The 26,633-nt window shown below is 62.0% G+C and carries 22 protein-coding genes; 8 read left to right on the forward strand and 14 right to left on the reverse strand.

Annotation, left to right across the window (positions count from 1 at the left end; genetic code table 11):
• Positions 1 to 211 precede the first annotated feature (211 nt).
• The 3 genes from ACNFBR_RS08550 to ACNFBR_RS08560 all read right to left on the reverse strand — a co-directional run bounded on the left by ACNFBR_RS08550 (position 212) and on the right by ACNFBR_RS08560 (position 2,847).
• Positions 212 to 724, reverse strand: coding sequence for an RHS repeat-associated core domain-containing protein (locus tag ACNFBR_RS08550; RefSeq protein ID WP_416734509.1), 513 nt, complete (start codon positions 722 to 724; stop codon positions 212 to 214).
• Positions 725 to 774: 50 nt separating this feature from the next.
• Positions 775 to 1,722 carry an RHS repeat-associated core domain-containing protein gene (locus tag ACNFBR_RS08555; RefSeq protein WP_416734510.1) on the reverse strand — a complete coding sequence of 316 codons (948 nt, stop codon included), beginning with the start codon at positions 1,720 to 1,722 and terminating at the stop codon, positions 775 to 777.
• A gap of 237 nt (positions 1,723 to 1,959) precedes the next feature.
• Positions 1,960 to 2,847 (reverse strand): LysR family transcriptional regulator, encoded by an 888-nt coding sequence (locus ACNFBR_RS08560; protein ID WP_416734511.1) that lies wholly within the window; start codon positions 2,845 to 2,847, stop codon positions 1,960 to 1,962.
• A 110-nt stretch (positions 2,848 to 2,957) separates the two neighbouring features.
• Between ACNFBR_RS08560 and ACNFBR_RS08565 the strand changes: the two genes are divergently transcribed.
• From ACNFBR_RS08565 to ACNFBR_RS08575, 3 genes are all read left to right on the forward strand, one after another.
• The gene (locus ACNFBR_RS08565) at positions 2,958 to 4,019 is read left to right on the forward strand and encodes a YeiH family protein (protein WP_416734512.1); all 1,062 of its coding nucleotides are present in this window, start codon (positions 2,958 to 2,960) and stop codon (positions 4,017 to 4,019) included.
• A gap of 160 nt (positions 4,020 to 4,179) precedes the next feature.
• A complete protein-coding gene (gene ppnN, locus ACNFBR_RS08570) occupies positions 4,180 to 5,553 on the forward strand; it encodes a nucleotide 5'-monophosphate nucleosidase PpnN (RefSeq protein ID WP_416734513.1) in 1,374 nt (457 codons plus the stop codon).
• 96 nt (positions 5,554 to 5,649) lie between these two features.
• The gene (locus ACNFBR_RS08575; RefSeq protein ID WP_416734514.1) at positions 5,650 to 5,970 is read left to right on the forward strand and encodes a DUF2790 domain-containing protein; all 321 of its coding nucleotides are present in this window, start codon (positions 5,650 to 5,652) and stop codon (positions 5,968 to 5,970) included.
• Here the strand turns inward: ACNFBR_RS08575 and ACNFBR_RS08580 are convergent, their stop codons facing one another.
• Positions 5,971 to 6,132 (reverse strand): hypothetical protein, encoded by a 162-nt coding sequence (locus tag ACNFBR_RS08580; RefSeq protein ID WP_416734515.1) that lies wholly within the window; start codon positions 6,130 to 6,132, stop codon positions 5,971 to 5,973. It lies immediately after the preceding gene.
• A 623-nt stretch (positions 6,133 to 6,755) separates the two neighbouring features.
• A complete protein-coding gene (locus ACNFBR_RS08585) occupies positions 6,756 to 7,901 on the reverse strand; it encodes a GGDEF domain-containing protein (RefSeq protein ID WP_416734516.1) in 1,146 nt (381 codons plus the stop codon).
• A gap of 332 nt (positions 7,902 to 8,233) precedes the next feature.
• Here ACNFBR_RS08585 and ACNFBR_RS08590 point away from each other — a divergent pair, with 332 nt between their 5' ends.
• A complete protein-coding gene (locus tag ACNFBR_RS08590; RefSeq protein WP_416734920.1) occupies positions 8,234 to 8,554 on the forward strand; it encodes a hypothetical protein in 321 nt (106 codons plus the stop codon).
• Here ACNFBR_RS08590 and ACNFBR_RS08595 read toward each other — a convergent pair.
• On the reverse strand, positions 8,499 to 9,440 hold the full coding sequence (locus ACNFBR_RS08595) for a LysR substrate-binding domain-containing protein (RefSeq protein ID WP_416734517.1): 942 nt from the start codon (positions 9,438 to 9,440) through the stop codon (positions 8,499 to 8,501). The two genes, ACNFBR_RS08590 and ACNFBR_RS08595, sit on opposite strands and share 56 nt — an antisense overlap.
• A 102-nt stretch (positions 9,441 to 9,542) precedes the next feature.
• Here ACNFBR_RS08595 and ACNFBR_RS08600 point away from each other — a divergent pair, with 102 nt between their 5' ends.
• On the forward strand, positions 9,543 to 10,502 hold the full coding sequence (locus ACNFBR_RS08600; RefSeq protein ID WP_416734518.1) for a DMT family transporter: 960 nt from the start codon (positions 9,543 to 9,545) through the stop codon (positions 10,500 to 10,502).
• 38 nt (positions 10,503 to 10,540) lie between these two features.
• Here the strand turns inward: ACNFBR_RS08600 and pssA are convergent, their stop codons facing one another.
• Complete coding sequence (gene pssA / locus ACNFBR_RS08605) at positions 10,541 to 11,872, reverse strand: CDP-diacylglycerol--serine O-phosphatidyltransferase (RefSeq protein ID WP_416734519.1); 1,332 nt, start codon at positions 11,870 to 11,872, stop codon at positions 10,541 to 10,543.
• 180 nt (positions 11,873 to 12,052) lie between these two features.
• On the opposite strand from pssA, the gene ACNFBR_RS08610 reads away from it, so the two are divergent.
• Entirely contained in the window at positions 12,053 to 13,060 is a 1,008-nt protein-coding gene (locus ACNFBR_RS08610) for a GlxA family transcriptional regulator (RefSeq protein WP_416734520.1), read from the forward strand.
• Positions 13,061 to 13,128: 68 nt separating this feature from the next.
• On the opposite strand, the gene ACNFBR_RS08615 is transcribed toward ACNFBR_RS08610, so the two are convergent.
• The 4 genes from ACNFBR_RS08615 to ACNFBR_RS08630 form a co-directional block, all read right to left on the reverse strand.
• Positions 13,129 to 14,463, reverse strand: coding sequence for an MFS transporter (locus ACNFBR_RS08615; RefSeq protein ID WP_416734521.1), 1,335 nt, complete (start codon positions 14,461 to 14,463; stop codon positions 13,129 to 13,131).
• Positions 14,464 to 14,629: 166 nt separating this feature from the next.
• A complete protein-coding gene (locus tag ACNFBR_RS08620) occupies positions 14,630 to 15,841 on the reverse strand; it encodes a M24 family metallopeptidase (protein ID WP_416734522.1) in 1,212 nt (403 codons plus the stop codon).
• Between the two features lie 263 nt (positions 15,842 to 16,104).
• A complete protein-coding gene (katG, locus tag ACNFBR_RS08625) occupies positions 16,105 to 18,360 on the reverse strand; it encodes a catalase/peroxidase HPI (RefSeq protein ID WP_416734523.1) in 2,256 nt (751 codons plus the stop codon).
• Positions 18,361 to 18,723: 363 nt separating this feature from the next.
• Entirely contained in the window at positions 18,724 to 19,602 is an 879-nt protein-coding gene (locus ACNFBR_RS08630) for a DMT family transporter (RefSeq protein ID WP_416734524.1), read from the reverse strand.
• A 244-nt stretch (positions 19,603 to 19,846) separates the two neighbouring features.
• Between ACNFBR_RS08630 and ACNFBR_RS08635 the strand changes: the two genes are divergently transcribed.
• Positions 19,847 to 20,671: an aldo/keto reductase gene (locus ACNFBR_RS08635; protein WP_416734525.1), complete on the forward strand. Its 825-nt coding sequence runs from the start codon at positions 19,847 to 19,849 to the stop codon at positions 20,669 to 20,671.
• A gap of 154 nt (positions 20,672 to 20,825) precedes the next feature.
• Here the strand turns inward: ACNFBR_RS08635 and ACNFBR_RS08640 are convergent, their stop codons facing one another.
• The 3 genes from ACNFBR_RS08640 to ACNFBR_RS08650 all read right to left on the reverse strand — a co-directional run bounded on the left by ACNFBR_RS08640 (position 20,826) and on the right by ACNFBR_RS08650 (position 25,267).
• Positions 20,826 to 22,922 (reverse strand): putative bifunctional diguanylate cyclase/phosphodiesterase, encoded by a 2,097-nt coding sequence (locus ACNFBR_RS08640; RefSeq protein ID WP_416734526.1) that lies wholly within the window; start codon positions 22,920 to 22,922, stop codon positions 20,826 to 20,828.
• A gap of 165 nt (positions 22,923 to 23,087) precedes the next feature.
• Positions 23,088 to 23,582: a GNAT family N-acetyltransferase gene (locus ACNFBR_RS08645; RefSeq protein WP_416734527.1), complete on the reverse strand. Its 495-nt coding sequence runs from the start codon at positions 23,580 to 23,582 to the stop codon at positions 23,088 to 23,090.
• A 197-nt stretch (positions 23,583 to 23,779) separates the two neighbouring features.
• Positions 23,780 to 25,267 carry an aldehyde dehydrogenase family protein gene (locus tag ACNFBR_RS08650; protein WP_416734528.1) on the reverse strand — a complete coding sequence of 496 codons (1,488 nt, stop codon included), beginning with the start codon at positions 25,265 to 25,267 and terminating at the stop codon, positions 23,780 to 23,782.
• A gap of 202 nt (positions 25,268 to 25,469) precedes the next feature.
• Here ACNFBR_RS08650 and ACNFBR_RS08655 point away from each other — a divergent pair, with 202 nt between their 5' ends.
• Positions 25,470 to 26,621: an amine dehydrogenase large subunit gene (locus tag ACNFBR_RS08655; RefSeq protein ID WP_416734529.1), complete on the forward strand. Its 1,152-nt coding sequence runs from the start codon at positions 25,470 to 25,472 to the stop codon at positions 26,619 to 26,621.
• Positions 26,622 to 26,633: the final 12 nt, after the last annotated feature.

Below are 26,633 nucleotides of genomic sequence, written 5' to 3' on the forward strand. Positions count from 1 at the left end.
CAAGTGTCCGATCGAGGTTATGGACGAGGTGATGCAGGAAGCTATGGCTATGCGGCATGATGCTCCAGCTTCAATTCAATAACCGTGTTGCACTCAGCTCCTGTAACCGCCAAGATATTTTTATGAACCGCATATTTACCAGCCGGCAGAAACTCAATAGGACCCCCAAACTCAAAACTCATGCTGAAGCTATCACCATCAAAAGAGTATTTCAAATTCCACTTATTGTACGCATAATGCAGATGATGCTTCTTATATAAACGCGCAACAACAACCTCACCTGAAAATCTGCTTTCGTGCTTTTTTTGGCCGTCTGCCTAAAGTGCTCAAGCTGAGGTCGTAAACTTCTCGGGAATTTTGCTTTATCCAGAGCGAAGCTATCCAATTTGTGTCTGTCTTGACGCGCTTGCGCCCAAGCGCTATACCTGTTTCGCCCAGAAGGGTCTACATAATTCACAGGATCGCCAGAGCAATAAGCATACGCATTCATCCCCCCGCGATCAAACGGGCTTAACCCATCAGGACTGGTAAAACGGCTGACTGTCGGACTGTACATGCGACGACCATTTCCTAGCGGGTACAAGCCACTCACCGCGTCACACCGCTGTCCGGCGAATCCGACTAAGGACGTATGTTGTGATCTGCAGAAAAAACCGTAAGGCGTATAAGTTAGATCAAGACTTAGACAACGCTGGAAGCTGATAATCCGAATGGGAGAATCCATCGTAGAACCACTCCAAGCATCAAGCGCACGTCTGAAATGGAATTAATTTGCTATTGCCTTATGGATGGTACTTGTGCACTCGGGCCTGCATAAGGTGGCGGTGGCACATCAAATGACAGTGTTTCAAAAGATGGAGGTGGATCATAAGGTGGAGGTGGAGGTTCAACGGGGTCACTGAATGGGCTAGGATCGTTGGGCCCAAAGGATCTATAGCCATAGCCTTTAATGCCTTTGGGGAGGATCTCCTTGTCCACCGCGATGATATGCCCTGTTTTACTACTTATCACGAGTTCAGTCGGATGGAAGTCCTCAAAAAAACCTGCCTCAACTTGTCCGAGGCTTACTTTCCCTCCAGCTTTTAACAGTTTCATAGATACATAGTCGCCTCCATCAGGTTTAGCGAGCAAGGCATTAACATCGCCTGCGCTTTGAGCAAAATGCTGGACGAATGGTTTTAGACTCTTTGGTAAATCATTACTTTTTAGTAGTGCAGTAGCACCGGTCTTTTCCACTACACCGAAAAATTTACCCACTCCAGAAACACTAGGCATTCTTAAACGACCAGAAGGGTCTGAGTAGTTGATCGGATCTCCAGCACAATAGGCGTATGCATTCAGCCCTCCGCTAGCAAACGGGCTCAATTCGTCAGGTCCAATGAAACGCCGGAGTGCCGGGCTGAATAATCGATGTCCGTGGCCCAACGGATAGTATCCTGTCTGCGTGTCACGCCGCTCGCCAGTGAAGCCAACCATTGCCAGATTATTCCGGGCGGACGAAAAACCATACGGTGAATAAGCGTCGCAAGCGCGACGGCCATCAGCTTGCACAGCCATCACGGTATTAGCGCCATCAACCTGTAACAACGTAGCCGAGACGTGCACCTGGGCCATCACCGTGCCATTAGCACGCATCAACCGCGTGTTTTCTGAGCCCACTTGACATACCAGCCTACTCTTTGCGTAGAAGAGACGCATAATGGTGGCCTTTGTGTCAGTCATGTCAGATCGTTCTCTATTTGGTAGCGTGCTCTTAAACAGTACATACCAGACGACCGGGCAGCCACTAGCAGTTTTATCAGGTCACATGCCCTTTCAACACCAGGTGGATTAAATATCTACGACTGCCAGGCGAACCGCAGTGAGCTTTGGCATTGGCACCCGGCTGACCTGCGATATCCTAGGGGTTCCGTGCTGTACCTGTGAGAGCAGCCTTGCGCTGCAAAGAGGCCGGTACGGTCAACCCACCTCCTGCATGGCAACACACAACTCAAGAAACCGCGAAGCAGCCCGCGAAGGCGTAGCCGCATGCGGCAACAGAATGGAAAACCGCCGCACCAGCGCCTGGGGTGCAACTTGCAGCCGGTGCAGCGCGCCATCTTCATGGCGAATGGACATTGCCGACACAAAGCCAACGCCCATCCCAGCCCGCACCGCTTCTTTCACCCCTTCTACGCCAGCAATCTCCAGCGCCACACGCATGGCCACCCCGTCACGAGCAAACGCCCGCTCGACAATCTGCCGCACACCCGAGCCGCTCTCGCGCAGTACCAACGGGTAGGCCCCCAGTGACGCCAGCGTCTGCTGGTCACCATCAGCCAAGGGATGACCACGCGGCACGATGGCCACGATTTCGTCTTCGCGCCACGCCGTCACTGCCGTACCCAGCGGCAACTCCTGCCCAGGCGGGCCTTCGATCAGGGCGATGTCGACGCTGTCCAGTGCGGCGACGATCTCCGCCGTGTTCCCATGGGAAGTGGTTACCAGTACGTCGGGATAGCGCCCGTGAAAATCGGCAATCAAGTAAGGCAGCAGGTAGCTCGCCGGCGTAGTGCTGGCGCCGATGCGCAAAGTCCCGCGCTCCAGCCCGCGCATGGCCTCGCGCAGCGCCTGGGCCTGACGGAAGGTTTCCCGCAGTCGCTCGGCGTGCGCCAGCAACTGCTCGCCCGCCGCCGTCAACCTCACGCCACGGCCGGCGCGTTGATAAAGCGGTTCGCCAAAGGCCTCCTGCAACAGCTTGAGCTGGCCGGACACCGCCGGCTGTGACAAGTGCAGGGCCTGTGCCGCGTGGCTGATGTTGCCGTGCTCGGCAACGGTGGCGAACGTTATCAGCTGTTCTGGGGTCATGAATTAAAAATATCAGCTATTCGGATATTTGCCATCCTAAATTACGATTTTTTATAAGCTTATAACCAGATTAACGTAGGCCTTGTCGAAACACTTTCCGGAGGACTCACATGGCCACGGTTCCGTCCAACCCTGCCTTTGCCCCTACCCTCTCCACCCGAGGGCGGCTCAATGGCATCCTGTTCGTTGCGCTGTTCGCGCTTGCCGTCACTCAACTGGCGGCCATGCCCGCCATCGCCAACCTGGGCATCAGCCCGCTGATCGTCGGTATCGTCGCCGGTGCGCTGTATGGCAATGCGCTGCGTGATGGTGTACCGGCAAGCTGGGCGGCAGGTATCAACTTTTCCGCTCGCGGCCTGCTGCGTATCGCCGTGGCATTCTTTGGCCTGCGGGTAAGCCTGCAGGAAATCGCCGAGGTCGGCTGGTCGGGGCTCATCGTATCGGTGCTGGTGGTGTCCAGTACCCTGCTGATCGGCCTGTGGTGCGGCATGAAGCTGTTCAAGCTGGACCGTGATACCGCCTTGCTGACCGCCGCCGGCAGCGCCATCTGCGGCGCCGCCGCCGTGCTGGCATTCGAATCGGCGCTGCGCAGCGCCCCGCATAAAAGCGCCATGGCGGTCGGCAGCGTGGTGCTGTTCGGCACCTTGTCGATGTTCCTTTACCCACTGGCGATCAACGCCGGCTGGCTGAACCTCGACACCATGGGCGCCGGGCTGTTGCTGGGCGGCACCATCCACGAAGTGGCGCAGGTGGTCGGTGCGGCCAGCAACGTCAGCCCCGAGGCCACGCATATCGCCACCATCGTCAAGATGACCCGGGTCATGCTGCTGGTGCCGGTGCTGTTGGTGGTGGGCCTGTGGATCAGCCGTTCGCGCCAGGCTGGCCAAGCGCAGGGCAACGGGCGCATCGCCATGCCCTGGTTTGCTTTCGGCTTCCTTGCACTGGTGCTGGTGAATTCGCTGCAGATACTTCCCGGCAGCGTGACCCAAGCCGTGAACAGCCTGGACACCTTCGCCTTGACCATGGCCATGACTGCCCTGGGGATGGAAACGCGCTTCAGCCAAATCCGCCAGGCCGGGCCAAAGGCCCTGGCTACCGGGGCGATTCTGAACCTGTGGCTGGTCGGTGGTGGGCTGGCGATTACCCTCGGTGTGCAAAAGTTGCTGGGATGATCCGAGACCGATTCGCCTGCTCCCACCCTGTGGGAGCGGGCGAGCCCGCGAAGAAGCCAACTTGATCTCAAGGTTTTTCAGTATCCCCCTCGTTGCCGTCCACATTTCTCGGTATGGTGTTGTCAAAGAAGGATGTTTTACCCGCACAGGAAAGACTTAGATGCCTCAACGCCATGTCATCAATGCATCCGTCAGCCCCAAAGGCAGCCTGGAGACGCTGTCACAACGTGAAGTGCAGCAACTGAGTGAAGTCGGTACCGGTAGCCTTTACACCCTGTTCCGCCAGTGCGCCCTGGCCATCCTCAACACCGGCGCCCATGTCGACAATGCCAAGACTATTCTCGAGGCCTACAAGGACTTCGAGGTCAAGATCCACCAACAAGACCGTGGCGTGCGCCTGGAGCTGCTGAATGCCCCGGCCGACGCTTTCGTCGATGGCGAAATGATCGCCAGCACCCGTGAAATGCTGTTCAGCGCCCTGCGCGACATCGTCTACACCGAAAGCGAACTGGCCAGCCAGCGCATCGACCTGGAGAGCTCCCAGGGCATCACCGATTACGTTTTCCACCTGCTGCGCAACGCACGCACCCTGCGCCCTGGCGTAGAGCCGAAGATGGTGGTGTGCTGGGGCGGCCACTCGATCAGCAGCGAGGAATACCAGTACACCAAGAAGGTCGGCCACGAGCTGGGCCTGCGCAAACTCGACGTGTGCACCGGCTGCGGCCCTGGTGTGATGAAGGGGCCGATGAAGGGCGCCACCATCGCCCATGCCAAGCAGCGCATGCACGGCAGCCGCTACCTGGGCCTGACCGAGCCGGGCATCATCGCCGCCGAGGCGCCTAACCCGATCGTGAACGAACTGGTGATCCTGCCGGACATCGAGAAGCGCCTGGAAGCCTTCGTGCGTGTCGGCCACGGCATCATCATTTTCCCTGGCGGTGCTGGTACGGCAGAGGAGTTCCTCTACCTGCTGGGCATCCTCATGCACCCGGACAACCACGACCTGCCGTTCCCGGTAATACTGACCGGCCCGCGCAGTGCCGAGCCGTACCTGCAACAGCTGCACGCCTTCGTCGGCGCCACCCTGGGTGAGGCAGCCCACCGCCTGTACGAGATCATCATCGACGACCCGGCGGAGGTTGCCCGGCACATGGTCGAAGGGCTCAAGGCCGTGAAGCAGTTCCGCCGCGAGCGCAACGATGCGTTCCACTTCAACTGGTTGCTGAAGATCGAGGAGAGCTTCCAGCGCCCGTTCGACCCGACCCACCAAGCCATGGCCGAGCTGGACCTGCGCCGTGAGTTGCCGCCCCATGAACTGGCGGCCAACCTGCGTCGGGCGTTTTCCGGCATCGTCGCTGGCAACGTCAAGGACAAAGGCATCCGTCTGATCGAGGAGCACGGGCCGTATCAGATCCACGGCGACAGTGCCGTGCTCGACCCACTCGGCCGGCTGCTGCAGGCGTTCGTCGACCAGCACCGGATGAAGCTGCCCGGCGGCGCGGCGTATGTGCCGTGTTACCAGGTGGCGACCTGATCGTCCCTTTCTGAAATGTAAGTTTACCGTCATGCCCCTGTGGGTTGGCCATCGATAGCCTGAGTGCCGAGATGACTGACCTACAGGGGTTCGACGATGAAAGCCTTCCTTTTTGGCGGCGTATTGCTGCTATCGCTGACTGGACAAGCGCTGGCCTTTTCCGATGACCGTGCCGAGCAGTTGCTGGCTGAACACCAGCAGGCGGTTTCGGCGTTTGCGGCCAAGGTTGGCAAGCCGATGCCGACGGTCGAGGATTATCGCTATGGCATGAAGCTGGATATCGCCAGTGTCGTGCGCCAGTCCGGTGACCCTCGAACCTGCACGGTTACGCCGAAACTAATGACGTTCGAAGACAGCCAGGGTCGCTTGCAGACCATTCGCTACAGCGCGCAGTCGCAGTGCATCAACAACAAGTAATCAAAGCCGCCACACCATACATGCGTTGGCTTTGCTCTTGCTCTTGCTCTTGCTCTTGCTCTTGCTCTTGCTCTTGCTCTTGATCTTGATCTTGCTTTTGATCTTGATCTTCGCGACTTCAGGAGGCCGAACGCAGGCCTTGCGGAGGGAGGTGACGGGCATGGATGCCCGTCAAGCGCTGGGCCCCAGGATGGGGCCTGCAGCGCGGTCCTCCCGGGAGCAAGGCCGGAGTGAGGGAACCCCGGAGCGCAGCGCAGGGGCCGGATGATGGGAGCGCAGCGTTTTTTGGTTACTTTTTGTCGCGTTTGACAAAAAGTGACTCGCCGTAAGGGCGAAAAGGTGACTCAGCGTCGCCATCGCAAATGGACTGTTCGCTGAGTCAAAACAGACAAATCTGCTTCTTGCTTCTTGCTTCTTGCTTCTTGGATGTGGGCCTTCACACCGAGTAAACATTCATTCGCGCAGGTGGCGCTGAGTCACCTTTCCGCCCTTACGGCGGGTCACTTTTTGTCAAACGCGACAAAAAGTAACCAAAAAACGCTGGCTCCTATCATCCGGCCCCTACGCTGCGCTCCGGGGTTCCCTCGCTACGGTCTTGCTCCCGGGAGTACGCGCTGCAGGCCCCATCCATGGGGCCTCAGCGCTTGACGGGCATCCATGCCCGTCACCTCCCTTCGCAAGCCCTTCGCTCGGCCTCCTGAAGTCGCAATCGGCGTCGCCTGAACTACCGCGCGCTTAAAAGCCAAAGCCTAAGCCAAAGCCAAAGCCAAAGCCTAAAAAACAGACTAGTGGCTAATGTCTGCCATGGGTCGTTCCACAAACCGAATGCTATCGCGCCCCCCACGCTTGGACTGGTACAACGCCACATCCCCCTGCTCGATCAACGCCGCCAGGCTGGCCGGTGGCTGGTCGAACAGGTTGGCACCAATGCTCAAGGTAACCGCCTGCGGCGTTGGCACCGTCTTGCTTGCATATTGCTGAAACTGCTCACGCAGCAACCCACCTAGTTCCATGACCCGTTCGCTACTCGCCCCACTCAGTAAGATGACGAACTCATCCCCCCCCAAACGCGCCGCCAGCGAACGCTCGGGCAGCAACGTGCGAATCAGCTCGCTCAAGGCAATCAGCAATCGGTCCCCGGCTATATGCCCGTGCAGGTCGTTGACCAGCTTGAAGTTGTCGATGTCGATCAACAGCAACGCCCCAGGTTGCGCTGGGCTCACGTCTTTGAAGAAATGCCCCGCCCGCACCTCCAGCGCACGCCGGTTGTACAAAGCGGTCAGCGGGTCACGGGCTGCCAGCCGGGCGATTCGCTCCTCACGCCGATATCGCACGGTGCCCGTCATCGACAGGGCAATCAGCATGATCGCCATCGTCCCCTCGACCAAGGAAATCTGAATGATCAGCCCGCCAAACGTGGCCAGGTCAATCAACGTACCCGGCGTGATCGCAATGATCGCCTTGGCCACGTAGAACGCCCCATGGATCAGCAACACATAACGCAGCTGCACTGCCCCGACACTCAGCGACCTGCCATGCGGCCGCAACAGGAAACTGGCCTTGAGCGTCAGCGAAGCCACCAACAACGAGTTGACCATCAGCATCACCTTCGACCACTGCGGCCCCACGGGCAACAGCAGCAAGGCGAACCAGGCCACCACGACCATCAGCCAGGCACGCGACAAGCGCTCCTGGGTAAAGCGCAGCACGCCCACCAGGAAAAACCAGTGCGCTACCACCAACAAGCCATTGGCCAACCAGATACCGATAAACAACAAACCGCTCCCACGCAATAACGCGAGGGTGCTACCAACCGTAATCGTGGCGAAACCCGCGCTCCAATACAGCAACGAGGATTCGCGGACACTGCGCCATTCAATTGCCAGGTACAAGGCAGCCGCAGCAGCCAAGGCAACCGAAATGGTCAGCATCGTGGGTGGATCTAGCGCCATATACGCATTGGCCTATCTGGTTAACGAAGAGAGGCCCGATTGTATGCGCTCGTGATGACTTTTCAGAGGGGCCTTGCACGGCTTCCTGCAAAGGATAGCCCAGCCCTTGCAGATGCCCGTGCGAGCGACATGTCATATTGACATCATCGTGTCATTCACACCACAAGAACCTCGGTCGTAATGACCACACTTGATCGGAAAGCGCCGTACTAGAAAGGCTGGCCAACTGGCACGAAAGCTGAAGCGTGATCTTTCGCCACTCACTGCCTTGCGGACCAAAAACCATGAAAAATCTACTGCTTTCTCTGGCGATGACCCTGACCATCGCCCTACCCGCCTGCGCCGACCAGGTGCTCACGCAAAGCGCCGATAATACCGTCGGCTATGGCGCCGGTGGTGTCAGCGGCCTGATGGTCGGCGCCGCGCTTGGCGGCCCGTTCGGCGCCATCGCCGGCGCTGCCCTGGGTGCCTTTGGCGGTGCCGCCGTACAACAAGGCAGCGGGCACAGCGACCCGGCCTACGTGGTGCGCCACGATGACGGCAGCACCCAGCGCTACCGCTCGCCGAATGCCCACTTCAAGCCCGGTGACCAGGTGCGGGTGAGTGGTATTCGCCTGGCCCCGGCGCAGTAAGCCGTTGCCCGGACAAAAAGCTCACCAGTTGACGCCCGTGCGAACTCAGGCGCTCCCAGTCGCGAAAGCACAAGCGCAGCTCCAGGGTGGCCCAGCTTTCCGCCAGGGCCACCCACCGTACTGGCAATTCCTGCGCGGCGCGTACGGCAGCTGTTTCAGGCAGCATGGCCACGCCTGCGCGCTGTGCCACCAACTGGGCGATGGCCTCGAAACTGGGTGCTCGCACGCGCACCTTCAGCGGCATGGCCAGGTTCATTGCCAGTTCTTCGACAAAACGCTGCATCGGCCGCCCAGCCGGTAGGCAGATGAACGCATAGCCCAAGGCATCGACCAGGCGCAGCTGCTCGCGCCCGGCCAGGGGATGGTCGGCGGGCACCAGCATGACCAGGCGCTCGGTGCGAAACGGCAGCGATACCACCCCCTCACTGGGCAAAATGCCGTCGTACACGCCGATCTCGCACTCATTGGCTACCACCACCCGCAACACGTCCACGCTCTTGTGCTCCATCAGTTGCAGGTCGACTTCCGGATAATCCGCCAGAAACGGCCCCAGTATCGCCGGCAGCAGTGTGCTGTTGGACACCGTAGAGGCCGCCAGGCGCAACGTGATGCGGTGCTCGCCAGACAGATGCTGCAAGGTCTCCTGCAGCTTTTGCGCCTCGCCCAATACGCTGCGTGCACCCTCCAGCACCAGACGCCCGGAAGGCGTCAACTGCATGCCATCGGCCCTGCGGGTGAAGAGCACCAAACCACAGCGCTCTTCCAGCAGGCGCAGGCGATTGCTGGCCGCCGACACAGCCACCGGGAAGGTAGCGGCCGCCTTGCTCAGGCTGCCCGTGGCGGCAATGGCCAACAGCAGGCGAAGGTCTGTCAGGTCGAATGGCATGCCTTTCTCCAAAAACGAACACCCTGTTCGATAAAAAGCGATTCTAGCGTGGCGGCCTTCTGTTCAGAATAAGCCTTGCCTTTATTCTGCCGCAGGTACCCCATGAACGCATTCCGTAGCCTGATTCAGCGCCAGTTGCAAAGCGGCGCCCTGTACGCCGTGCTGGCGGCCCTGGGTTTCAGTTTCAAGGCCATCTTCGTCAAGTTGGCTTATGCCGCCGGCCCGGTGGACGCCATCAGCCTGCTGGCATTGCGCATGGGCTTGGCACTGCCATTGTTCGCCTGGCTGGTATGGGCAAGCCGCAGCCAGGGCGGCGCTCCGCTCAGCCTGGGTGACGGGCTGCGCGTCGCCTTGCTCGGGCTGCTGGGCTACTACTTGGCCAGCCTGTTCGACTTCTATGGTTTGCAGTACATCAGCGCCGGGCTGGAGCGGTTGATCCTGTTCACCTACCCAACGCTGGTGCTGGTGTTCCAGGCCATTGCCCTGCGTGAACGGCCAAGCCTGCGCACCTTGTCTGCCATGGGCCTGTGCTACCTGGGGCTGGGCATTGCCTTTGTCCATGACGTCAGTGTCGCCGGGGTTGGCCAGCAGGTGGTGCTGGGTTCGCTGTGGGTGTTCGCCAGCGCGGTGACCTACGCGCTGTACTATTCCGGCACCGGGATGATGCTCAAGCGCATGGGCTCGATGCGCCTGGCCGGGCTGTGCGGTACCGCCTCCTCGCTGATGGTGTTGGCGCATTACCTGATGGTGGCGCCGGTCGGGCAGCTGTGGCAGTTACCGAGCGCAGTGTGGATGAATGCCGGGTTGATGGCCGTGTTCTCCACGGTGTTGCCGATCTACTGGGTTGCGCTGGCGATCCAGCGCCTGGGGCCGACCCATACCGCAGCGGTGGGCAACCTCGGCCCGGTGCTGACCGTGCTGGCATCGTGGGCACTGTTGAGTGAAGCGATTTCGCTGTACCAGATCGTCGGGCTGGCAGTGGTGCTGTTTGCCGTGTCACGCCTCAAGCCGAAGGGTAAGAAGGACGTCGCGGTGGCACCCGGCAAAGGTGCCACCGCCTGAGTTTTCGGCTAGCGGCAGTAGGGTCGGTACAGGTGACGTCAGAGCACCCGCTTGATCAACGGCTCCAGCCGGCTGAAACGCAAACGCCGGAGAAACTTGCGCACTTCCTTAGGGTGTTCGGCCTTGACCCCCAGCGCCTCTGCCGAGCCGATTTTCGCTGCATATCGGCGCAGTTCGTTCAATTCCGCCTCCCGAGGTACCAGCCATTGTCCTTGCGGGTCATCGATCAGCAGGCCATTTTCCAGGTCCAGGTTGAACCCGCGCGGGTTCAGGTTGTTGCCCGTCAGCAGCGAATAGCGCTGGTCGATCCACACGCCCTTGGCATGGAAGGTATGCCCGGGATCGTTCCAGATGCGCACCTGCAACTGGCCACTGGCGATCGCGGCGTGGCGCCGCCGCACGAAGGCACGCAGGTTGTCCTCATATAGATAGGGCAGCGCACCACTGGCACTGAACGGCTCGCCGGGGGCGATGTAGAAGTCGTTGGCGGTACGATCACCGACTATCAACTCCACCCCGACACCCCGCGCCAGGGCATGGTCAAGTTCGCGCATCACCACCCGCGGTGGGTTGAAATACGGCGTACTGATGATGAGCTGCGTACGCGCTGCCGCCAGCAAGGCGCATAGCGCCCGGTTCAGCGGGTTGCCACGGCCCACACCCAGCAGTGGGATCACCCGCAGCCCCTGTTGCTCCCCGGTGCTGGCCGGTGCCTCGTAGGCCATGCGCCGTAGCCGTGCGCGTAAGCGCCTAATGTCACCGCGCAAGTTACGCGTAGAAGGTGGCGCCGGCAGGTCGAGGCGTGGCGTGGCGGTGTGGTGCAGCAAACGTTGCACCAGGCCGACCATGGCATCGGCCAGTGCCGCTGACTGGAACAGGTGGTAACGGTCCAAACGATAACGGTCGAAGCGGTGCAGGTAGACGTTGTTCAAGCTGGCACCGGTATAGATCACGCAGTCATCGATGATGCTGCCCTTCAGGTGCAGCACCCCGAACAGCTCGCGGGTTTGCACGGGCACGCCATGGATGACGATATCCAGCCCGCGCAGCTGGCGCTGAGCCTGGTACCAGGCGGCGTTGCCCGGTTGGCGCCCGGCGCCGAGCAAGCCGCGACGGGCGCGGAACCAATCGACCACGATGGTAATTTCCAGGTCAGGCCGTGCGGCCTTGGCCTGGTACAAGGCATCCAGCACTTCCTGGCCAGCCTCGTCTTCCTGCAGGTACAGCGCGACGATGACAATGCGCCGGGTCGCCGTGCGGATGCGCTCGAACAGGCAGGCCCGGTACGCCTTGGCATCGGGCAGCACCTGGATCGACTCGGGCGCCATGGCGTAGCCTGGCAAGCCCGCCAGCATGGATTCGGGGTTCACTGACTCTCACCTTATCTGTGCAATCACTGTCGGCCCTGCCAGCCGGCGGGCCATTCCTGGCCGTTGCATCCGGGGTGTAAGATCAGCCCGGCAACGACCCATAACAACAAGAACCACGCGAGGCTGTAATTTCTCACTGCCCCTGACGATCCATGCCTCAGCTTGCACAGGAACAGCGCAATGGTCCACCCCGCTTCTGCAAACCTACCGCCGTCTATTGTAAATAGTTGTTCCGTAAAGACCTTCGGCTTTCTGATTTTGCCCAATTTCACCACCATTGGCCTGGCGTCGGCGGTGGAGACCCTGCGCATGGCCAACCTGGCCGCGCGCAAGCCGCTGTTTCGCAGCGTGCTGATCGCCGCGGACGATGCACCGGTGGCGGCCAGCAACGGCATGCGCGTACTGCCCGACTACAGCATTGCCAACGCCCCCGCGCTGGATGCCCTACTGGTGGTCGGCGCCAACCCGATCGACCGTGGCCGTGGCAACCGCCCGTTGATCGACTGGCTGCGCCAACTGGCCCGCCAACGCTTGCCACTGGGCGGCATCTGCACCGGCAGCTACCTGCTGGCCAAGGCCGAGCTGCTCAAGGGTTATCGCTGCACCATCCACTGGGAAGACTTGCCGACCTTGCAGGCGCACTTTCCCGGCATCGTGATTTCCAGCCAGCTGTTCGAACTGGACCGCGACCGTTACACCTGCTCGGGCGGCGTGGCAGCCATGGACATGATGCTGCAACTGGTGGCGCGCGAGGCCGGTGGCCAGGACATCGCGGCCAAGGCCGCCGAACTGCTGCTGTGCGACCGCGTGCGTGGCGAGCGTGAGCGCCAGCGGGTGCCGCTGCGCACCCGGCTCGGCAGCGCCCAACCCAAGCTGAGCCAGGTGGTGGCGATCATGGAAGCCAACCTGGAAGAACCGCTGGGGCTGGAGGAACTGGCCAGCCTCAACGAAGTGACCGTGCGCCAATTGGAACGGCTGTTCCACAAGTACCTGCAACGCACGCCCAGCCAGTATTACCTGGAGCTGCGGCTGTCGCATGCGCGGGAGTTGCTGCTGCGCAGTGACGTGCAGGTGCGCGAGGTGGCGCTGGCCTGCGGCTTCAGCTCGCCGGCGCATTTTTCCAAGAGTTACAGCCGGTTCTTTGGGTTATCGCCGTTGGGAGAGCGGCGGCAGGCTTCGTTGCACTGATTCAGAATTTACCTTGCCTATACCGGCCTCTTCGCGGGCACGCCCGCGAAGAGGGCGGTAAAGGTTGATCAATCCTCCAGGGCCGTGTGGGCCGTTTCCCGGCACATCAACATGGCCACCAGCGCCACCAATGCTGCCGCCAGCAAATACCCCGCCGGCGCCAGCTTGCTGCCTGTCACCTGAATCAGCCAGGTGGCAATGAACGGTGCGGTCCCGCCAAACAGCGCATTGGCCAGATTGAAGCTCAGGGCAAAGCCACTGAAGCGCACCCGGGTCGGGAAGATTTCCGCCAGCAGGCACGGTAAAGTCCCGTCGTTCATCGCCAACATCGCCCCGAAAAGAATCTGGATAGCCAGAATCACCAACAGCGGTTGCCCATCAAGCAGGCGGAACAACGGCACGGTCAACCCCAGGAACAACAGCGAAGCCACCACCAGCATGGTCTTGCGGCCAAACTGGTCGGACAGCCGCCCCATCAGGAAGATCAAGCCGATATAGGTAGCCAACGACACCGTCGAGGCGATGAACGAATCCCGCTCGCTCATGCCCATTTCACTGGACAGATAGGTCGGCATATAGCTCAGCAGCAGGTAGAACGCCACCGCATTCAGGCAGGTTACGCCAATGCCGATGGCCAAGCTGCGCCGGTGTTGCCCCAGCAGTTCGCGCAGCGGCGTCGGTGCCATGCAGGCCTTGTGTTCCAGGCGCTGCTCCATCTCCAGGAACTTGGGCGTGTCCTGCAAGCTCATGCGGATATAGCGGCCCACCAGGCCGAACGGCGCCGCCAACAGGAACGGCAGGCGCCAGCCCCACTCATGCAAGGCTTCGCTACTGAGCAACTCGTGCAGCACCGCGACGAACGCCGCACCGAACAGCAGCCCCGCTGCCGTGCTGGCCGGCACGATGCTGGTGTACAAGCCACGCCGGCTGGGTGGTGCATATTCGGCCAGGAACGCTGCGGCGCCGGCGTATTCGCCCGAGGCGGAAAAGCCCTGCACCAGGCGTATCAATAGCAACAAGCCCGGCGCCCACAGGCCGATTTGCGCATAACCGGGCAGCAGGCCGATGCAGAACGTGGACACCGACATGATCAGAATCGACCACGACAGCGCGTTGCGTCGGCCATGGCGGTCGCCGAAGTGGCCCCAGACAATGCCACCCAGCGGGCGTACCAGGAACGACAGGGCGAATACCGCGAAGGTCGCCAGCAGGCCAGTGGTCTTGTCGGTCTGCGGGAAGAAGGTGGCGGCAATGATGGTGGCCAGGTAGCCGTAGGCGGCGTAGTCGAACCACTCGACGAAGTTGCCCATGAAGCTGGCCCGGGCGGCCTTGCGCAGGGCTTGGCGTTCGGCGTTGTGCGCGGGGCCGGTGACAGCGGATGGGTCAAGGGTGGTGCTGGACATGACGGGTACCCTCTGGTTCTTTTAATTGGAGGCAGGGTCTGGTGGTCATACAGTGATATTTTTGTTGTCTGGGCTGGCCCCTTCGCGGCCAAGGCCGCTCCCACGCGGACCACTACAGGTGCTGCTGTGGGAGCGGCTTTAGCCGCGAAGCAGGCGACGCCGATGCTTACTTGCGAATGATGTTGTGCTCCGGCCCGTACGGGAACTGGGTGATGTTCTCGGCGCCATTGTCGTTGACGATCAGGATGTCATGCTCGCGATAGCCCCCCGCCCCCGGCCGCCCTTCGGGCAGCATGATCATCGGCTCGATCGACACCACCATGCCCGGTTCCAGCACCGTATCGATGTCCTCGCGCAGCTCCAGCCCCGCTTCGCGGCCATAGTAGTGGCTCAAGGTGCCGAACGAGTGGCCATAGCCGAAGGTGCGGTATTGCAGCAGGTCGTGGCGCAGGAAGACCTCGTTCAGTTCACGAGCGATATCGCTGCAGCGCATACCCGGGCGCACCAGTTTCAGCCCGGCTTCGTGCACTTCGACGTTGGCCTGCCACAGGTGCAGGTACTCGTCCGGGCAGTGATCGAGGAACAGCGTACGCTCTAGCGCGGTGTAATAGCCGGCGATCATCGGGAAGCAGTTGAGGCTGAGGATCTCGCCCTTGGCCACCCGACGGCTGGTCACCGGGTTGTGTGCGCCATCGGTATTGAGCCCGGACTGGAACCAGGTCCAGGTGTCCATCAGTTCGGCGTCCGGGAAGCGCTTGGCAATTTCCCGCACCATCGCCTGGGTGGCATGCAGCGCCACCTCGAACTCGGGCACATGCTCACGCAGGGCCTCGACCACCGCCGCCCCGCCGATATCGGCCACCTGCGCACCATGACGGATCAGTGCCTGCTCCTCGGCCGACTTGATCATGCGCATGCGCATGCACGGCGCGCCGATGTCCACCAACTCGGCCTTGGGGTAGCAGGCGGCGAGTTTGCCGTAGTTCTGCAGATTGAGGTGGTCATGCTCCACGCCGATGCGCGAGGCCAGCGGCAACGCCTGCTGGATCGCGACGAAGTAGTTGTCGCGCTGCCAGTCGGTGTAGACGATGTTGTCGGTGCCGACCGTGCGCCGCCAGGGTTGCCCGCCATCGATGTTGGCGCTGATCGAGACCACCTTGTCCTGGGTGATCACCAGCGCGTAGGGGCGACCGAACGAGCAGTAGAGGAAATCGCTGTAGTAGTTGACGTTATGGTACGAGGTAAAAATGGCCGCCTCGATGTCCTGCTCGGCCATGTAGGCCCGCAGCCGAGCGTGGCGGGCAGCGTATTCCTGAGCGGAAAAGGTTGGCTGCACCTTGTCGCCATTGCGGATTTTCAGGGTCTTGGGCATTTGCATGGTCGGGGTTCCTTGTCGTTGTGAGCACGCTGTTCAGGCCGGCCGCCTGAGAAGCATTGCAACAGAACCGACGAGGACGCTTTTGTATCTATCCGACCTGGAATTGGCGGGATCGCCATTGGCCCTGAGGGCTGCTTTGCAGCCCATTCGCGGCACAAGGCCGCTCCCACAGGTCCAACGCAGCCTTCATGGCCTGCGCAAGACCTGTAGGAGCGGCCTTGTGCCGCGAATGGGGCGCAAAGCGCCCCCAATTACCAGCGTTGCTATTTCAAATCAAAGCGGTCCAGCTCCATGACCTTCTGCCAAGCCGCGACAAAGTCCCGCACGAACTTGTCACCGCCATCACTGCTGCCATACACCTCGCTCAACGCCCGCAACTGGGCATGCGAACCAAACACCAAGTCGACCCGGCTACCGCTCCACTTCACCTGCCCGGTCTTGCGGTCGCGGCCTTCAAAGGTTTCGTTGTCCGCCGAAGTCGGCTTCCACTCCACGCCCATGTCCAGCAGGTTGCGGAAGAAGTCGTTGCTCAGGGTACCGGGCTTGTCGGTGAACACACCCAGCTTGCTGCCGCCATGGTTGGCGCCAAGCACACGCAGGCCGCCAATCAGCACGGTCAGCTCCGGCGCGGTCAGGGTCAGCAACTGGGCCTTGTCCAACAACAGCTTCTCGGCCTTGACGCTGTAGCGGGCCTTGGTGAAGTTGCGGAAACCATCGGCCAGCGGCTCCAGTACCGCGAACGACTCGACGTCGGTCTGCGCCTGAGACGCATCGACCCGGCCCGGGCGGAAGCCCACGCTGCCACTGTAACCGGCATCCTTGGCGGCCTTTTCAACAGCTGCGGTACCCGCCAGCACAATCAGGTCGGCCAGGGAGACTTTCTTGCCGCCGTTGTTGAACTCGCCTTGGATTTTCTCCAGTGCCGCCAGCACCTTGTCCACACCCTGGTTGGCAGCCCAGCCCTTCTGCGGCGCCAGGCGCAAGCGGGCGCCATTGGCCCCACCACGCTTGTCGGAGCCACGGAAGGTTGATGCAGATGCCCAGGCAGTGGAGACCAGCTCGCCCACACTCAAGCCCGAGGCCAGGACCTTGGATTTGAGGCCGGCAATGTCTTGCTCGTTGAGCGTGGCTGGATCGGCTTTGGGCAAGGGGTCTTGCCACAGCAACTCTTCATTGGGCATTTCCGGGCCCAGGTAGCGCGCCAGCGGGCCCATGTCGCGGTGGATCAGCTTGTACCAGGCACGGGCGAAGGCATCCGCCAGCTGGTCAGGGTTGTCCTTGAAGCGGCGGGCGATCGGCTCGTAGATCGGGTCGAAGCGCAGCGCCAAGTCAGAGGTCAACATGGACGGGGCATGCTTTTTGCCCGGGTCGTGGGCATCTGGCACCGTTCCCGCGCCTTTGCCCTCTTTTGGCCGCCACTGGTGTGCGCCCGCAGGGCTCTTGGTCAGTTCCCAGTCGAAGTTGAACAGGTTATTCAGGTACTCGTTGCTCCACTTCGTCGGCGTGGAGGTCCAGATCACCTCCAGGCCGCTGGTGATGGCATCCCCACCCTTGCCGCTGCCGAACTTGTTGGCCCAGCCCAGGCCCTGCAGCTCAAGGCCAGCTGCTTCCGGCTCCGGGCCGACGTTGTCGGCAGGGCCAGCGCCGTGGGTCTTGCCGAACGCGTGGCCACCAGCAATCAGCGCAACGGTTTCTTCATCGTTCATGGCCATGCGGCCGAAGGTTTCGCGAATATCCTTGCCCGATTTCACCGGGTCGGGCTCGCCTTCCGGGCCCTCGGGGTTCACATAAATCAGGCCCATCTGCACGGCGGCCAGCGGGTTTTCCAGGTTCCGCTCGGCCGACAGGTCGCGATTCTGCTCTTCACCATGCTTGGCCGGTTCGGCCACCAGGTCACCCTGGCCTGGCGGCTGCGCCTTGACCTGATCCTTGCCATAGCGGGTATCGCCGCCCAGCCAGACCTTTTCCGAGCCCCAGTACACATCTTCGTCCGGTTCCCACACATCGGCGCGTCCGCCGGAGAAGCCGAACGTCTTGAAACCCATGGACTCCAGGGCAACGTTGCCGGTGAGCACGATCAGGTCGGCCCAGGAAATCTTGTTGCCGTACTTCTGCTTGATCGGCCACAGCAAGCGCCGTGCCTTGTCCAGGCTGACGTTGTCCGGCCAGCTGTTGAGCGGGGCGAAACGTTGCTGACCAGAGCCCGCGCCGCCGCGGCCATCGCCAATGCGGTAGGTGCCGGCGCTGTGCCAGGCCATGCGGATGAACAGCGGGCCGTAGTGGCCGAAGTCGGCCGGCCACCAGTCCTGCGAGTCGGTCATCAGGGCGGTCAGGTCTTTCTTCAGGGCCTGGAAGTCGAGGCTCTTGAACGCCTTGGCATAGTCGAAGTCCGGGTCGGGGCTGGACTTCGAGGAATGCTGGTGGAGAATTCTCAGGTTGAGCTGGTCAGGCCACCAGTCACGGTTGGTGGTGCCGCCACCTGCGGTTTGATGGAACGGGCATTTCGATTCGTTCGACATCTGCGGGTACCTTTGGGTCGGTTATCCAGATTTCCGGTCTATGCCAGGTGTTCTTTCAGCCGAGCATGTGGGCTCGTGCCACCCCTCATCAGGTCTACACGGGGCTTGCGAAGCTGTCACGGCGGGTTGGCGTAGCCTTGCACACAGGTGCTGACACGCCGCCCGGTCGCGGAATTCGCGGGGCCACGGGAAAGACTAGTCGAGCTTGGGCAGAGTTCTAATAGAGTGGCTATAGAGCGCTGATAGGCTGGCTCTGTCAGGCCTGCGCGTCACCTGTAGGAGCAGCCTTGTGCTGCGAAGAGGCCAGTACGACCGCTCCATTTCCAATGGCCGTAACGGCCCTTTCGCAGCACAAGGCTGCTCCTACTGGCGCCGCTGCATCCAGGCCGCCCCCAACCCACTGAGGCAGATCACTGAAATACCCACCAGGCTCAGGGTGTCCGGCACCTGCCGATAGAAGACCAACCCAAGCAACCCGGCAAATACGATCTGGCAATAGCTGAACGGTGCCAGCAATGCCGGCGCCGCATGGCGGAAGGCTTGGGTCAGCAGCAGGTGTGCGGACATGCCGAAGCCGCCCAGTGCCAGCATCAGCAGGGCATGGTCCCAACGCGGCACCTCCCAGAAGAACGGCACCAGTGCACTCATTGCCAACGTGTTGCACAGCCCTGCATAGAAGTTGCTGGTGGTCGGGCTGTCATACGCGGCGAGGATGCGCGTCAACAACTGATAAAAGCAGAAGCCCAACGCCGAACCGAACGGGTACAGAATGGCCGGGGTAAACATCGCCCCACCCGGGTGCACCACCACCAGCACGCCGATGAACCCCATCACCACCGCCACCCACTGCCCCACCGTCACCCGCTCTTTCAACAGCGGCGCCGACAGCGCGGTGACCAGCACCGGGGCAAGGAAGTTGACCGCCGTGGCCTCGGCCAGCGGCAGGTACTGCAAGCCGCTAGTGAACAGCAGGCTGGTGCTCAGCAGGCTCAGGGCCCGCAAGGTCTGCAGTACTGGCCGACGGGTGCGCAATACGTTGAGGCCAGACTTGGGCAGGAAGATGCCGGCCATCAGCAATGTATGCACCACATAACGCGCCCACACCACCATGACAATCGGGTACAGGCCACCGAGGAACTTGGACAAGGCATCGTGGCTGGCAAACAGGAACGTCGCCACCACCACCAGGGCGATACCGCGCAGGGGTTGGTTGACGCCGGACAGCGGTGTGCTGGAACTCATGGCTCTCTCGATGACGGCGCGGCGGCATGCCGGGCCCAGGGAAGGCCGCGCAGGCGCGGCCTGGCGGATGCAACAGCTCGAATTCTAGAAGAGATGCCGCAGGATAAGGAAGTTCATTTGCCGCTTGTCCATGCCAGCTGCAATTACCGTTCGCTAATCGACCACTTTCCCCATCGTGCACATGGCCCGTGCGCTGTTGATCACCGACCATCGAGCCACCCCCGCACACCTACAAGGAATTTACATGCAAAGGCTCACCACCCGTAACGGCCTGAACTTGCCTGCAATCGGCCTGGGCACCTGGCCCATGACCGGCAGCGAATGCACCCAAGCCGTGCATCAGGCACTGGACGTGGGTTACCGGCACATCGACACCGCCACTGCCTACGAGAACGAAGCGGCCGTCGGCCAGGCGCTGCGCGACAGCGACGTGCCACGCGAGCAGATCCACCTGACCACCAAAGTGTGGTGGGACCGCCTGGAGCCCAAGGCCATGCGCCAGTCGCTGGAAGACAGCCTACGCGCGCTGGGTACCGAGCAGGTCGACCTGTTCCACATCCACTGGCCCGGCAAGGACTGGGACCTGGCGCGCAGTATCGACACCCTGGTAGCCCTGCGTGACGAGGGCAAGACGCGCCACATTGGCGTGGCCAACTTCCCGTTGGGGCTGCTGCGCCAGGTGGTGGAAACCCTGGGCGCACCGTTGTCGGCGATCCAGGTGGAATACCATGTGTTGCTCGGCCAGCAACCGCTGCTGGACTACGCCCGCAGCCACGACCTGTTGCTCACCGCCTACACCCCGCTGGCACGCGGCCAGGCGGCGGCGCAGCCGGTGATCCAGGCGATTGCCCGCAAGCATGGGGTACTGCCCAGTCAGGTGGCGCTGAAATGGCTACTGGACCAGGACGGCGTGGCAGCGATCCCCAAGGCCAGCAGCCGTGAAAACCAGTTGGCCAACCTGGCAGCGTTGAACGTACAGCTGGATGAACAAGACCGCGCGGCCATTGCCGGGCTGCCGAAGGATCAGCGCGTGGTGAGCCCGGCGTTTGCGCCAGACTGGAACAGCTGAGTCACGCAGAAAACGTGTGGGAGCGGGCGTGCCCGCGAAGAAATCAACGCGGTGACTGGCACCGGCTGCGCCGGTGTTCGCGGGCGTGCCCGCTCCCACAAGAATTGCATAAGCGTTTAGCTTTTGAGCTCCCCGCAAGGGACCGCACAAACCATTAAAGCTGCGTAGTGACCTGCTTCAACCGCTCGCTCGCCGGCGCCGGCCGCCCGTACAGGTAGCCCTGGAAGTGCGAACACCCCTCCGCCGCCAACCGCAGCATCTGCTCTTCCGACTCCACCCCTTCAGCCGTGGTCTTGATCATCAGGCTGTTGGACAGTTCGGTAATGGCGCGGATGATCGACATCGCTTCGCGGCTGTCGCACATGTCATGCACGAACGACTTGTCGATCTTGATCCGGTCGAACGGGAACGAACGCAAGTAGCCCAGCGACGAGTAACCCGTGCCAAAGTCGTCCAGCGAAATGGACACGCCCAGGTCTTTCAGCGCCCGCAAGGTGCGCACGTTTTCCTCGCTGTTGCCCAACAGCACCGACTCGGTGATTTCCAGCTCCAGCCGCTGAGGCACCAAGCCCGAGTCGGCCAGCGCCAGCGCGACGATATGCACAAGGTTGCCATTTTTGAACTGCACCGCCGACAGGTTGACCGATACGGTCTGCTCGCTGTCCCAACTGGCCGCTTCCTGGCACGCCAGGTTCAGTGCACGGGTGCCCAGCTCGTGGATCAACCCGGTTTCTTCGGCGATGGGGATGAAGTCCATGGGCATGACCATGCCACGGGTCGGGTGCTCCCAGCGCAGCAACGCCTCATAACCGGTAACGCTGCTGGTCTGCTGGTCGACTACCGGCTGGTAATGCAGCTGCAACTGGCCCAGGTGCAACGCGGTGCGCAAGTCGGTTTCCACCAGGCGGCGCTGGCGAGCGGCGACGTCCAGCTCCACCTCGAAGCACTCGTAACGGTTACGGCCGTTGCGCTTGGCTTCGTACAGCGCCATGTCGGCGTAGCCGAGCAGTTGCTCGGCCTGGTCGTTGTCATCCGGGGCGATGGCGATGCCAATGCTCACCCCCACGCTGAACTGGTGGCCCTCGATCTGGAACGGCGGGCTGATGGCATTGATCAGGCGCTGCGCGGTGTTGCACGCGGCATCCCGCCCCTCCAGGCCGGTCAGCACCACGGCAAACTCGTCACCGCCCAGGCGGGCCAGGGTGTCGTGCTCGCGCAGCTCGCGGCGCAAGCGCTTGCCCAACTCGCGTAGCAGCTTGTCACCAAAGGCATGGCCAAGGGAGTCGTTGATGTTCTTGAAGTTATCCAGGTCCAGGCACAGTGCGGCGGTCTGCTTGGCATTTTCGCTACCGCGCAGCAGAGCCTGACGCAGACGTTCGTTGAACAGCGTGCGATTGGGCAGCCCGGTCAGCGCATCGTGGTGGGCCATGTGGTGGATCTGCGCATGGGCGGCCAGCTCCTCGGTGGCATCTTCGGCAACGAACAATACGTAATCGGTCTGGCCCTCGCGGTTCTGGCTCAGCAATGTACGGCTGCGCAGGGTGCGGGGACCGCGGGCGGTGTCAACGCGGGTTTCGGCGGCATGGCCCTTGGTGCTGCGGGCACCGCGGGCCAATTGCTGTTCCAGGTAGTCGGCGGCAGCCGGTGCCAGGCACTCGCCAGGCAACTGCCCGATCATGCTGCGCTGCGGCCCACCGAACAGGCGTTCGGCCTGCTGGTTGGCCAACAGGATGCGCTGGCTTTCCAGGTCCTGGACAATAACGCTGGCGGGGATGTTGGCGATCACCGAATCCAGAAACTGCGAGAGCTTGGCCATTTCCTGGCTGTACTGCTCGGCCAGTTCCTTGGCCTGCAGCAGTTCCAGTTCCTGGCGGTGTCGCTCGGAAATGTCGCGGGTGACCTTGGCGAACCCCACCAGTTGCCCGGCATCGTCGTGCACCGCTTCGATCACCACATGGGCGTGGAAGGCCGTGCCGTCCTTGCGCAAGCGCGAACCCATTTCTTCAAAACGCCCGGTGCTGCGCGCCTGCTCCAGGTTGAGCGCTGGCAACCCGGCCGCACGCTCGGCATCGGTGTAGAACAACGAGTAATGCTGGCCGACGATTTCTTCGGCATGGTAGCCCTTGGCGCGCTGGGCGCCGGGGTTCCAATTGGCAACGATACCCTCGGGGGTGAGCAGGTAGATGGCATAATCCACCACGCTCTGGATCAACAGCCGGTACATGATGTCGGGGTTTGCAGCTAGCGACATGAACTTTACCTGAACCTTCGAAGCGCATGAAAAGGAGCCCCGGCATGCAGTGGCCGGGTCATGGAAAGCGTTGATGGCATTATGCCGCTCGTGACGATTTTGTGAAGTAGGTCACAAAAAAGTCGCTTTCCCTCAATGCAAGGACGAACGAAGGCTGGCAAACCCTCAATGGCGGGCGCCACTGACCAGGAAATTGAGCAGATCAGGCTCATCGTCCAATGCAATTGCCTGTGCCGGGCGCGACAGGTTCGCCAGCACGGCGTTGCAGAACGCCACCGCAGGCGGGTCCTGCGCGTAGCAGCGCAACAGCCAGTCGCCCTCGCCGCTCAGCAACTGCAACGCCACTGCCTGGCCGATGCCCTGACGACGGTACTTTTTCAGGATGAACAGGTCGGCCAGCTCCCGTGCATGGATGCTCGGTAGCTCGCTGCGCTCGACCAGCACGAAGCCGGCGATGAAACCGTCCGCCAGCACCAGGTAGGCGCCCCAGCCGTCGTCCTGCCAGTAGCGTTGCAGGTGCTCGTCGTGGATGTAGAAGCGGCCATCCACCTCGACGTCCTCCTGCTCCCAGTCGGACGACTCGTAGGCGTAGAACTGGTAAAGGTTACGGATCAGCGGGGCCTGGTCGGCGGTGGTCGGCAGCAGCGCGATGGGCAGCATGATGGGGCGAGGCTCGGGTAAAAGCTGAATTCTATGCCATCACACACCGCCACTGCATCGCACCAAGCACGCCGCCGTTGTAGGAGCAGCCTTGTGCTGCGAAGAGGCCATTAGCACCCAAGAAACCATTGTGCTCATACGGGCCTCTTCGCAGCACAAGGCTGCTCCTACAAGTGCGGCGCGCGCCTGTAGGCGGGTCAGTACCTGATCATCACCGACTTGAGCTCGGTGTAATCCTCGATGAACGCGCTGCCGAACTCGCGCCCAACCCCCGATGCCTTGGTCCCACCAAAGGGCACCGCCGGGTCGAGGAAGGTGTGCATGTTGACCCACACCGTACCCGCCTCGATCTGCGGGATCAGGCGCAGGGCCTTGGACAAGTCGTTGGTCCACAGGCTGGCGGTCAGCCCGTAAGGGCTGTCATTCATCATCTCCAGCAACTGCGCTTCGTCATCGAACGGCAGCACGCAAACGATCGGGCCGAACGTTTCTTCGTGCAGCAACGGGTCCTGGGCGTCCTTGGCCAGCACCACCGTGGGCTCGACGAAGTAACCCGGCCGCTCGACGGCCCTGGCCCCGCACACCACCGTATTGTTGGCACGGGCACGCTCGAAGAAGCCAAGAATCTTCTGCAGGTGCGCGGCATTGGCCAAGGGCCCGAACTGGGCATCCGGGTCCAGGGCCGAGCCAATCTTCAATTGCCCCAGCGCGGCAGCCAGCTTGCCGGTGAACTCGTCCACCCGGCTGCGGTGCACATACAGGCGCTCTGGCGAGGCGCACACTTGCCCCTGGTGCACATAGGCGGTTTGCACGATGCCAGCGACAGCACCGTCGACATCCACATCGGCCAGCAGCGCCGCAGCGTTCTTGCCGCCCAGTTCCAGCGTGGCGCGGGTCAGGTTGGCCGCCATGGCCGCCTTGCCCACGGCGATGCCGGTCGGCACCGAGCCGGTGAACGCCACCTTGGCCACTTCAGGGTGCTCGATCAGCAGTTGCCCCGCCTGGCCACGCCCGTTGACCACGTTGAACGCACCGGCCGGCACCCCGGCCTCGACCGCCAGTTCGGCGATGCGCAGCAGGGTCAGCGGGGTGAACTCGCTGGGCTTGACCACGATGGTGCAGCCGGTGACCAGCGCCGACGCGATCTTCCAGATGCCGATCATCACCGAGAAATTCCAAGGCACGATCCCCGCCACCACCCCCACCGGCTCACGCAAGGTGAAGGCGGTGTAACGCTCGCCACCCACCGAGGGCAGCGACGGGGTCATGGTCTGCCCGGTGATCTTGCTCGCCCAACCGGCGAAATAACGCAAGAACACCACGCTCTGGGCGATCTCCAGCCCGCGCGACAGGTTGATCGACTTGCCCGAGCACAGAGTTTCCAGCTGCGCCAACTCCTCGGCATTGGCCTCTATCAGGTCGGCCAGGCGGTTCAGCACCACGCCTTTCTGGTACGGCGAAACTTCAGCCCAGCTGCCCTTGAAGGCTTGCCGGGCGCTGCGCACGGCGCGTGCCACCTCGGCGGCGCTCGCCTCGGCGACACGGCTGATGACCGCGCCGCTGGACGGGTCGTGAATGTCCACCGAAGGCCCGGCCTCACCCGCCTGGTAGCGGCCCTCGATGAAATGGCCATGGGGCCTGGCGAGGAACTCGACCACGGCGGGTAACAGCTGGATATCGCTCATGACATGCACTCCTGGATGGCGGCGCCAACGTGGCGCTGGGCCGATCTTCAAGCGCCCGCCTGCCCGCCTGCCAGCCCTGTGCGGCGTTTTGTCAGGCAGCCTCAAGAGAATGTCACGCAGGCCAAATCACCACGGCGTGCCAGGCGGCACACTGCGATGACTGCGATTTCTGCACAAACCATAACAACATCGGAGATAGCCAATGCGTCGCGTCGACAGGCTCAGCATCTCGGCAGCCCTGGCCTTGGCCTTGGCGGCAGGCAGCAATGCGGTGCGGGCCGACCTGCCCGCCGAAGAGATCGGCCACAACACCTTGCCGTTCCCGCCAGACCCTCACCGGGTCTACATCCTGGATGTGGACTTCAAGAACCCCATCGCCGGCAAGGTGGTGGTGGTGGACCCCAAGGCCAAGCGCATGCTCGGCATGACCACCAACGCCTTCGTTGCCCCTACCGCGCTGAGCCCGGACAACCGCACGCTGTATTCGGCCAACCTGTTCTACTCACGCGGCACCTACGGCGAACGCACCGATGTGTTGGTGGCCTGGGACACCCAGACCCTGCAGCCGACCTGGGAGGTGGTACTGCCGGCCAAGCGCGCCTCGACCCTGACCGAGAAGTACGCCATGGGCGTCAGCGCCGACAACAAGCTGGCCTACGTCTTCAACCTGACGCCATCGACTTCGGTAACCGTGGTCGACACTCAGACGCGCAAGGTCGCCAGTGAAGTGCCGATCAGTGGCTGCGTGCTCAACTACCCGGTGGGCAAGCGCAGCTTTGCCTCCCTGTGCGGTGACGGCCAGCTACTGGTAGTCACCCTGGATGACGCGGGCAAGGAAGTGTCGCGCACGCAAACGCCGTTCTTCGACCCAAACAAAGTGCGCCTCAACGAGCGCGCCATCGCCAATGGCGACACTTACTACTTCACCACCACCCAGGGCGAGGTGTACCCAGTGGCCTTCGAGGGCGGCAAGGCCAAACCGCTGCCCACCTGGTCGCTGGTCAGCGACGAAGAGCGCAAACAAGGCTGGGCACCGGGCGGCTGGCAGGCCCTGGCCGTGGCGCCGGGCCTTAACCGCCTGTATGCACTGATGCACGACCAGCACACCGACGGCAAATGGGAAGACCCAAGCACCACCATCTGGGCCTTCGACCTCAAGACCGGCAAGAAACTCGGCACGCTGGAGTCGCCCAAGCCGGTGTGGAGCCTGCAAGCCAGCCACGACAAGGCACCGATCCTGGTGGCCACCGACCTGGAAGGCGGCGTGCAGTTCTTTGACCTCACCACCGGCAAGCACAGCGGCGCCATGGACCAGATCGCCGACACCCCTGTGCTCACCCTGGCCCCTTGGTAAGCAGGAGAACGG

This window comes from Pseudomonas sp. NY11955 (genome assembly GCF_048068035.1).
Lineage (GTDB): Bacteria > Pseudomonadota > Gammaproteobacteria > Pseudomonadales > Pseudomonadaceae > Aquipseudomonas.

What these genes read in the sequence shown, in the direction of transcription:
- ACNFBR_RS08560 (WP_416734511.1), bottom strand. Translation starts at nt 2,847, where the DNA reads ATGACCCCAGAACAGCTGATAACGTTCGCCACCGTTGCCGAGCACGGC.
- ACNFBR_RS08555 (WP_416734510.1), bottom strand. Translation starts at nt 1,722, where the DNA reads ATGACTGACACAAAGGCCACCATTATGCGTCTCTTCTACGCAAAGAGT.
- ACNFBR_RS08610 (WP_416734520.1), top strand. Translation starts at nt 12,053, where the DNA reads ATGGTCCACCCCGCTTCTGCAAACCTACCGCCGTCTATTGTAAATAGT.
- ACNFBR_RS08640 (WP_416734526.1), bottom strand. Translation starts at nt 22,922, where the DNA reads ATGTCGCTAGCTGCAAACCCCGACATCATGTACCGGCTGTTGATCCAG.
- ACNFBR_RS08590 (WP_416734920.1), top strand. Translation starts at nt 8,234, where the DNA reads ATGACCCTGACCATCGCCCTACCCGCCTGCGCCGACCAGGTGCTCACG.
- ppnN (WP_416734513.1), top strand. Translation starts at nt 4,180, where the DNA reads ATGCCTCAACGCCATGTCATCAATGCATCCGTCAGCCCCAAAGGCAGC.
- ACNFBR_RS08565 (WP_416734512.1), top strand. Translation starts at nt 2,958, where the DNA reads ATGGCCACGGTTCCGTCCAACCCTGCCTTTGCCCCTACCCTCTCCACC.
- ACNFBR_RS08585 (WP_416734516.1), bottom strand. Translation starts at nt 7,901, where the DNA reads ATGCTGACCATTTCGGTTGCCTTGGCTGCTGCGGCTGCCTTGTACCTG.
- ACNFBR_RS08615 (WP_416734521.1), bottom strand. Translation starts at nt 14,463, where the DNA reads ATGTCCAGCACCACCCTTGACCCATCCGCTGTCACCGGCCCCGCGCAC.
- ACNFBR_RS08650 (WP_416734528.1), bottom strand. Translation starts at nt 25,267, where the DNA reads ATGAGCGATATCCAGCTGTTACCCGCCGTGGTCGAGTTCCTCGCCAGG.
- ACNFBR_RS08620 (WP_416734522.1), bottom strand. Translation starts at nt 15,841, where the DNA reads ATGCAAATGCCCAAGACCCTGAAAATCCGCAATGGCGACAAGGTGCAG.
- ACNFBR_RS08575 (WP_416734514.1), top strand. Translation starts at nt 5,650, where the DNA reads ATGAAAGCCTTCCTTTTTGGCGGCGTATTGCTGCTATCGCTGACTGGA.
- ACNFBR_RS08600 (WP_416734518.1), top strand. Translation starts at nt 9,543, where the DNA reads ATGAACGCATTCCGTAGCCTGATTCAGCGCCAGTTGCAAAGCGGCGCC.
- ACNFBR_RS08595 (WP_416734517.1), bottom strand. Translation starts at nt 9,440, where the DNA reads ATGCCATTCGACCTGACAGACCTTCGCCTGCTGTTGGCCATTGCCGCC.
- ACNFBR_RS08655 (WP_416734529.1), top strand. Translation starts at nt 25,470, where the DNA reads ATGCGTCGCGTCGACAGGCTCAGCATCTCGGCAGCCCTGGCCTTGGCC.
- ACNFBR_RS08550 (WP_416734509.1), bottom strand. Translation starts at nt 724, where the DNA reads ATGGATTCTCCCATTCGGATTATCAGCTTCCAGCGTTGTCTAAGTCTT.
- ACNFBR_RS08645 (WP_416734527.1), bottom strand. Translation starts at nt 23,582, where the DNA reads ATGCTGCCCATCGCGCTGCTGCCGACCACCGCCGACCAGGCCCCGCTG.
- ACNFBR_RS08580 (WP_416734515.1), bottom strand. Translation starts at nt 6,132, where the DNA reads ATGCCCGTCACCTCCCTCCGCAAGGCCTGCGTTCGGCCTCCTGAAGTC.
- ACNFBR_RS08630 (WP_416734524.1), bottom strand. Translation starts at nt 19,602, where the DNA reads ATGAGTTCCAGCACACCGCTGTCCGGCGTCAACCAACCCCTGCGCGGT.
- ACNFBR_RS08635 (WP_416734525.1), top strand. Translation starts at nt 19,847, where the DNA reads ATGCAAAGGCTCACCACCCGTAACGGCCTGAACTTGCCTGCAATCGGC.
- katG (WP_416734523.1), bottom strand. Translation starts at nt 18,360, where the DNA reads ATGTCGAACGAATCGAAATGCCCGTTCCATCAAACCGCAGGTGGCGGC.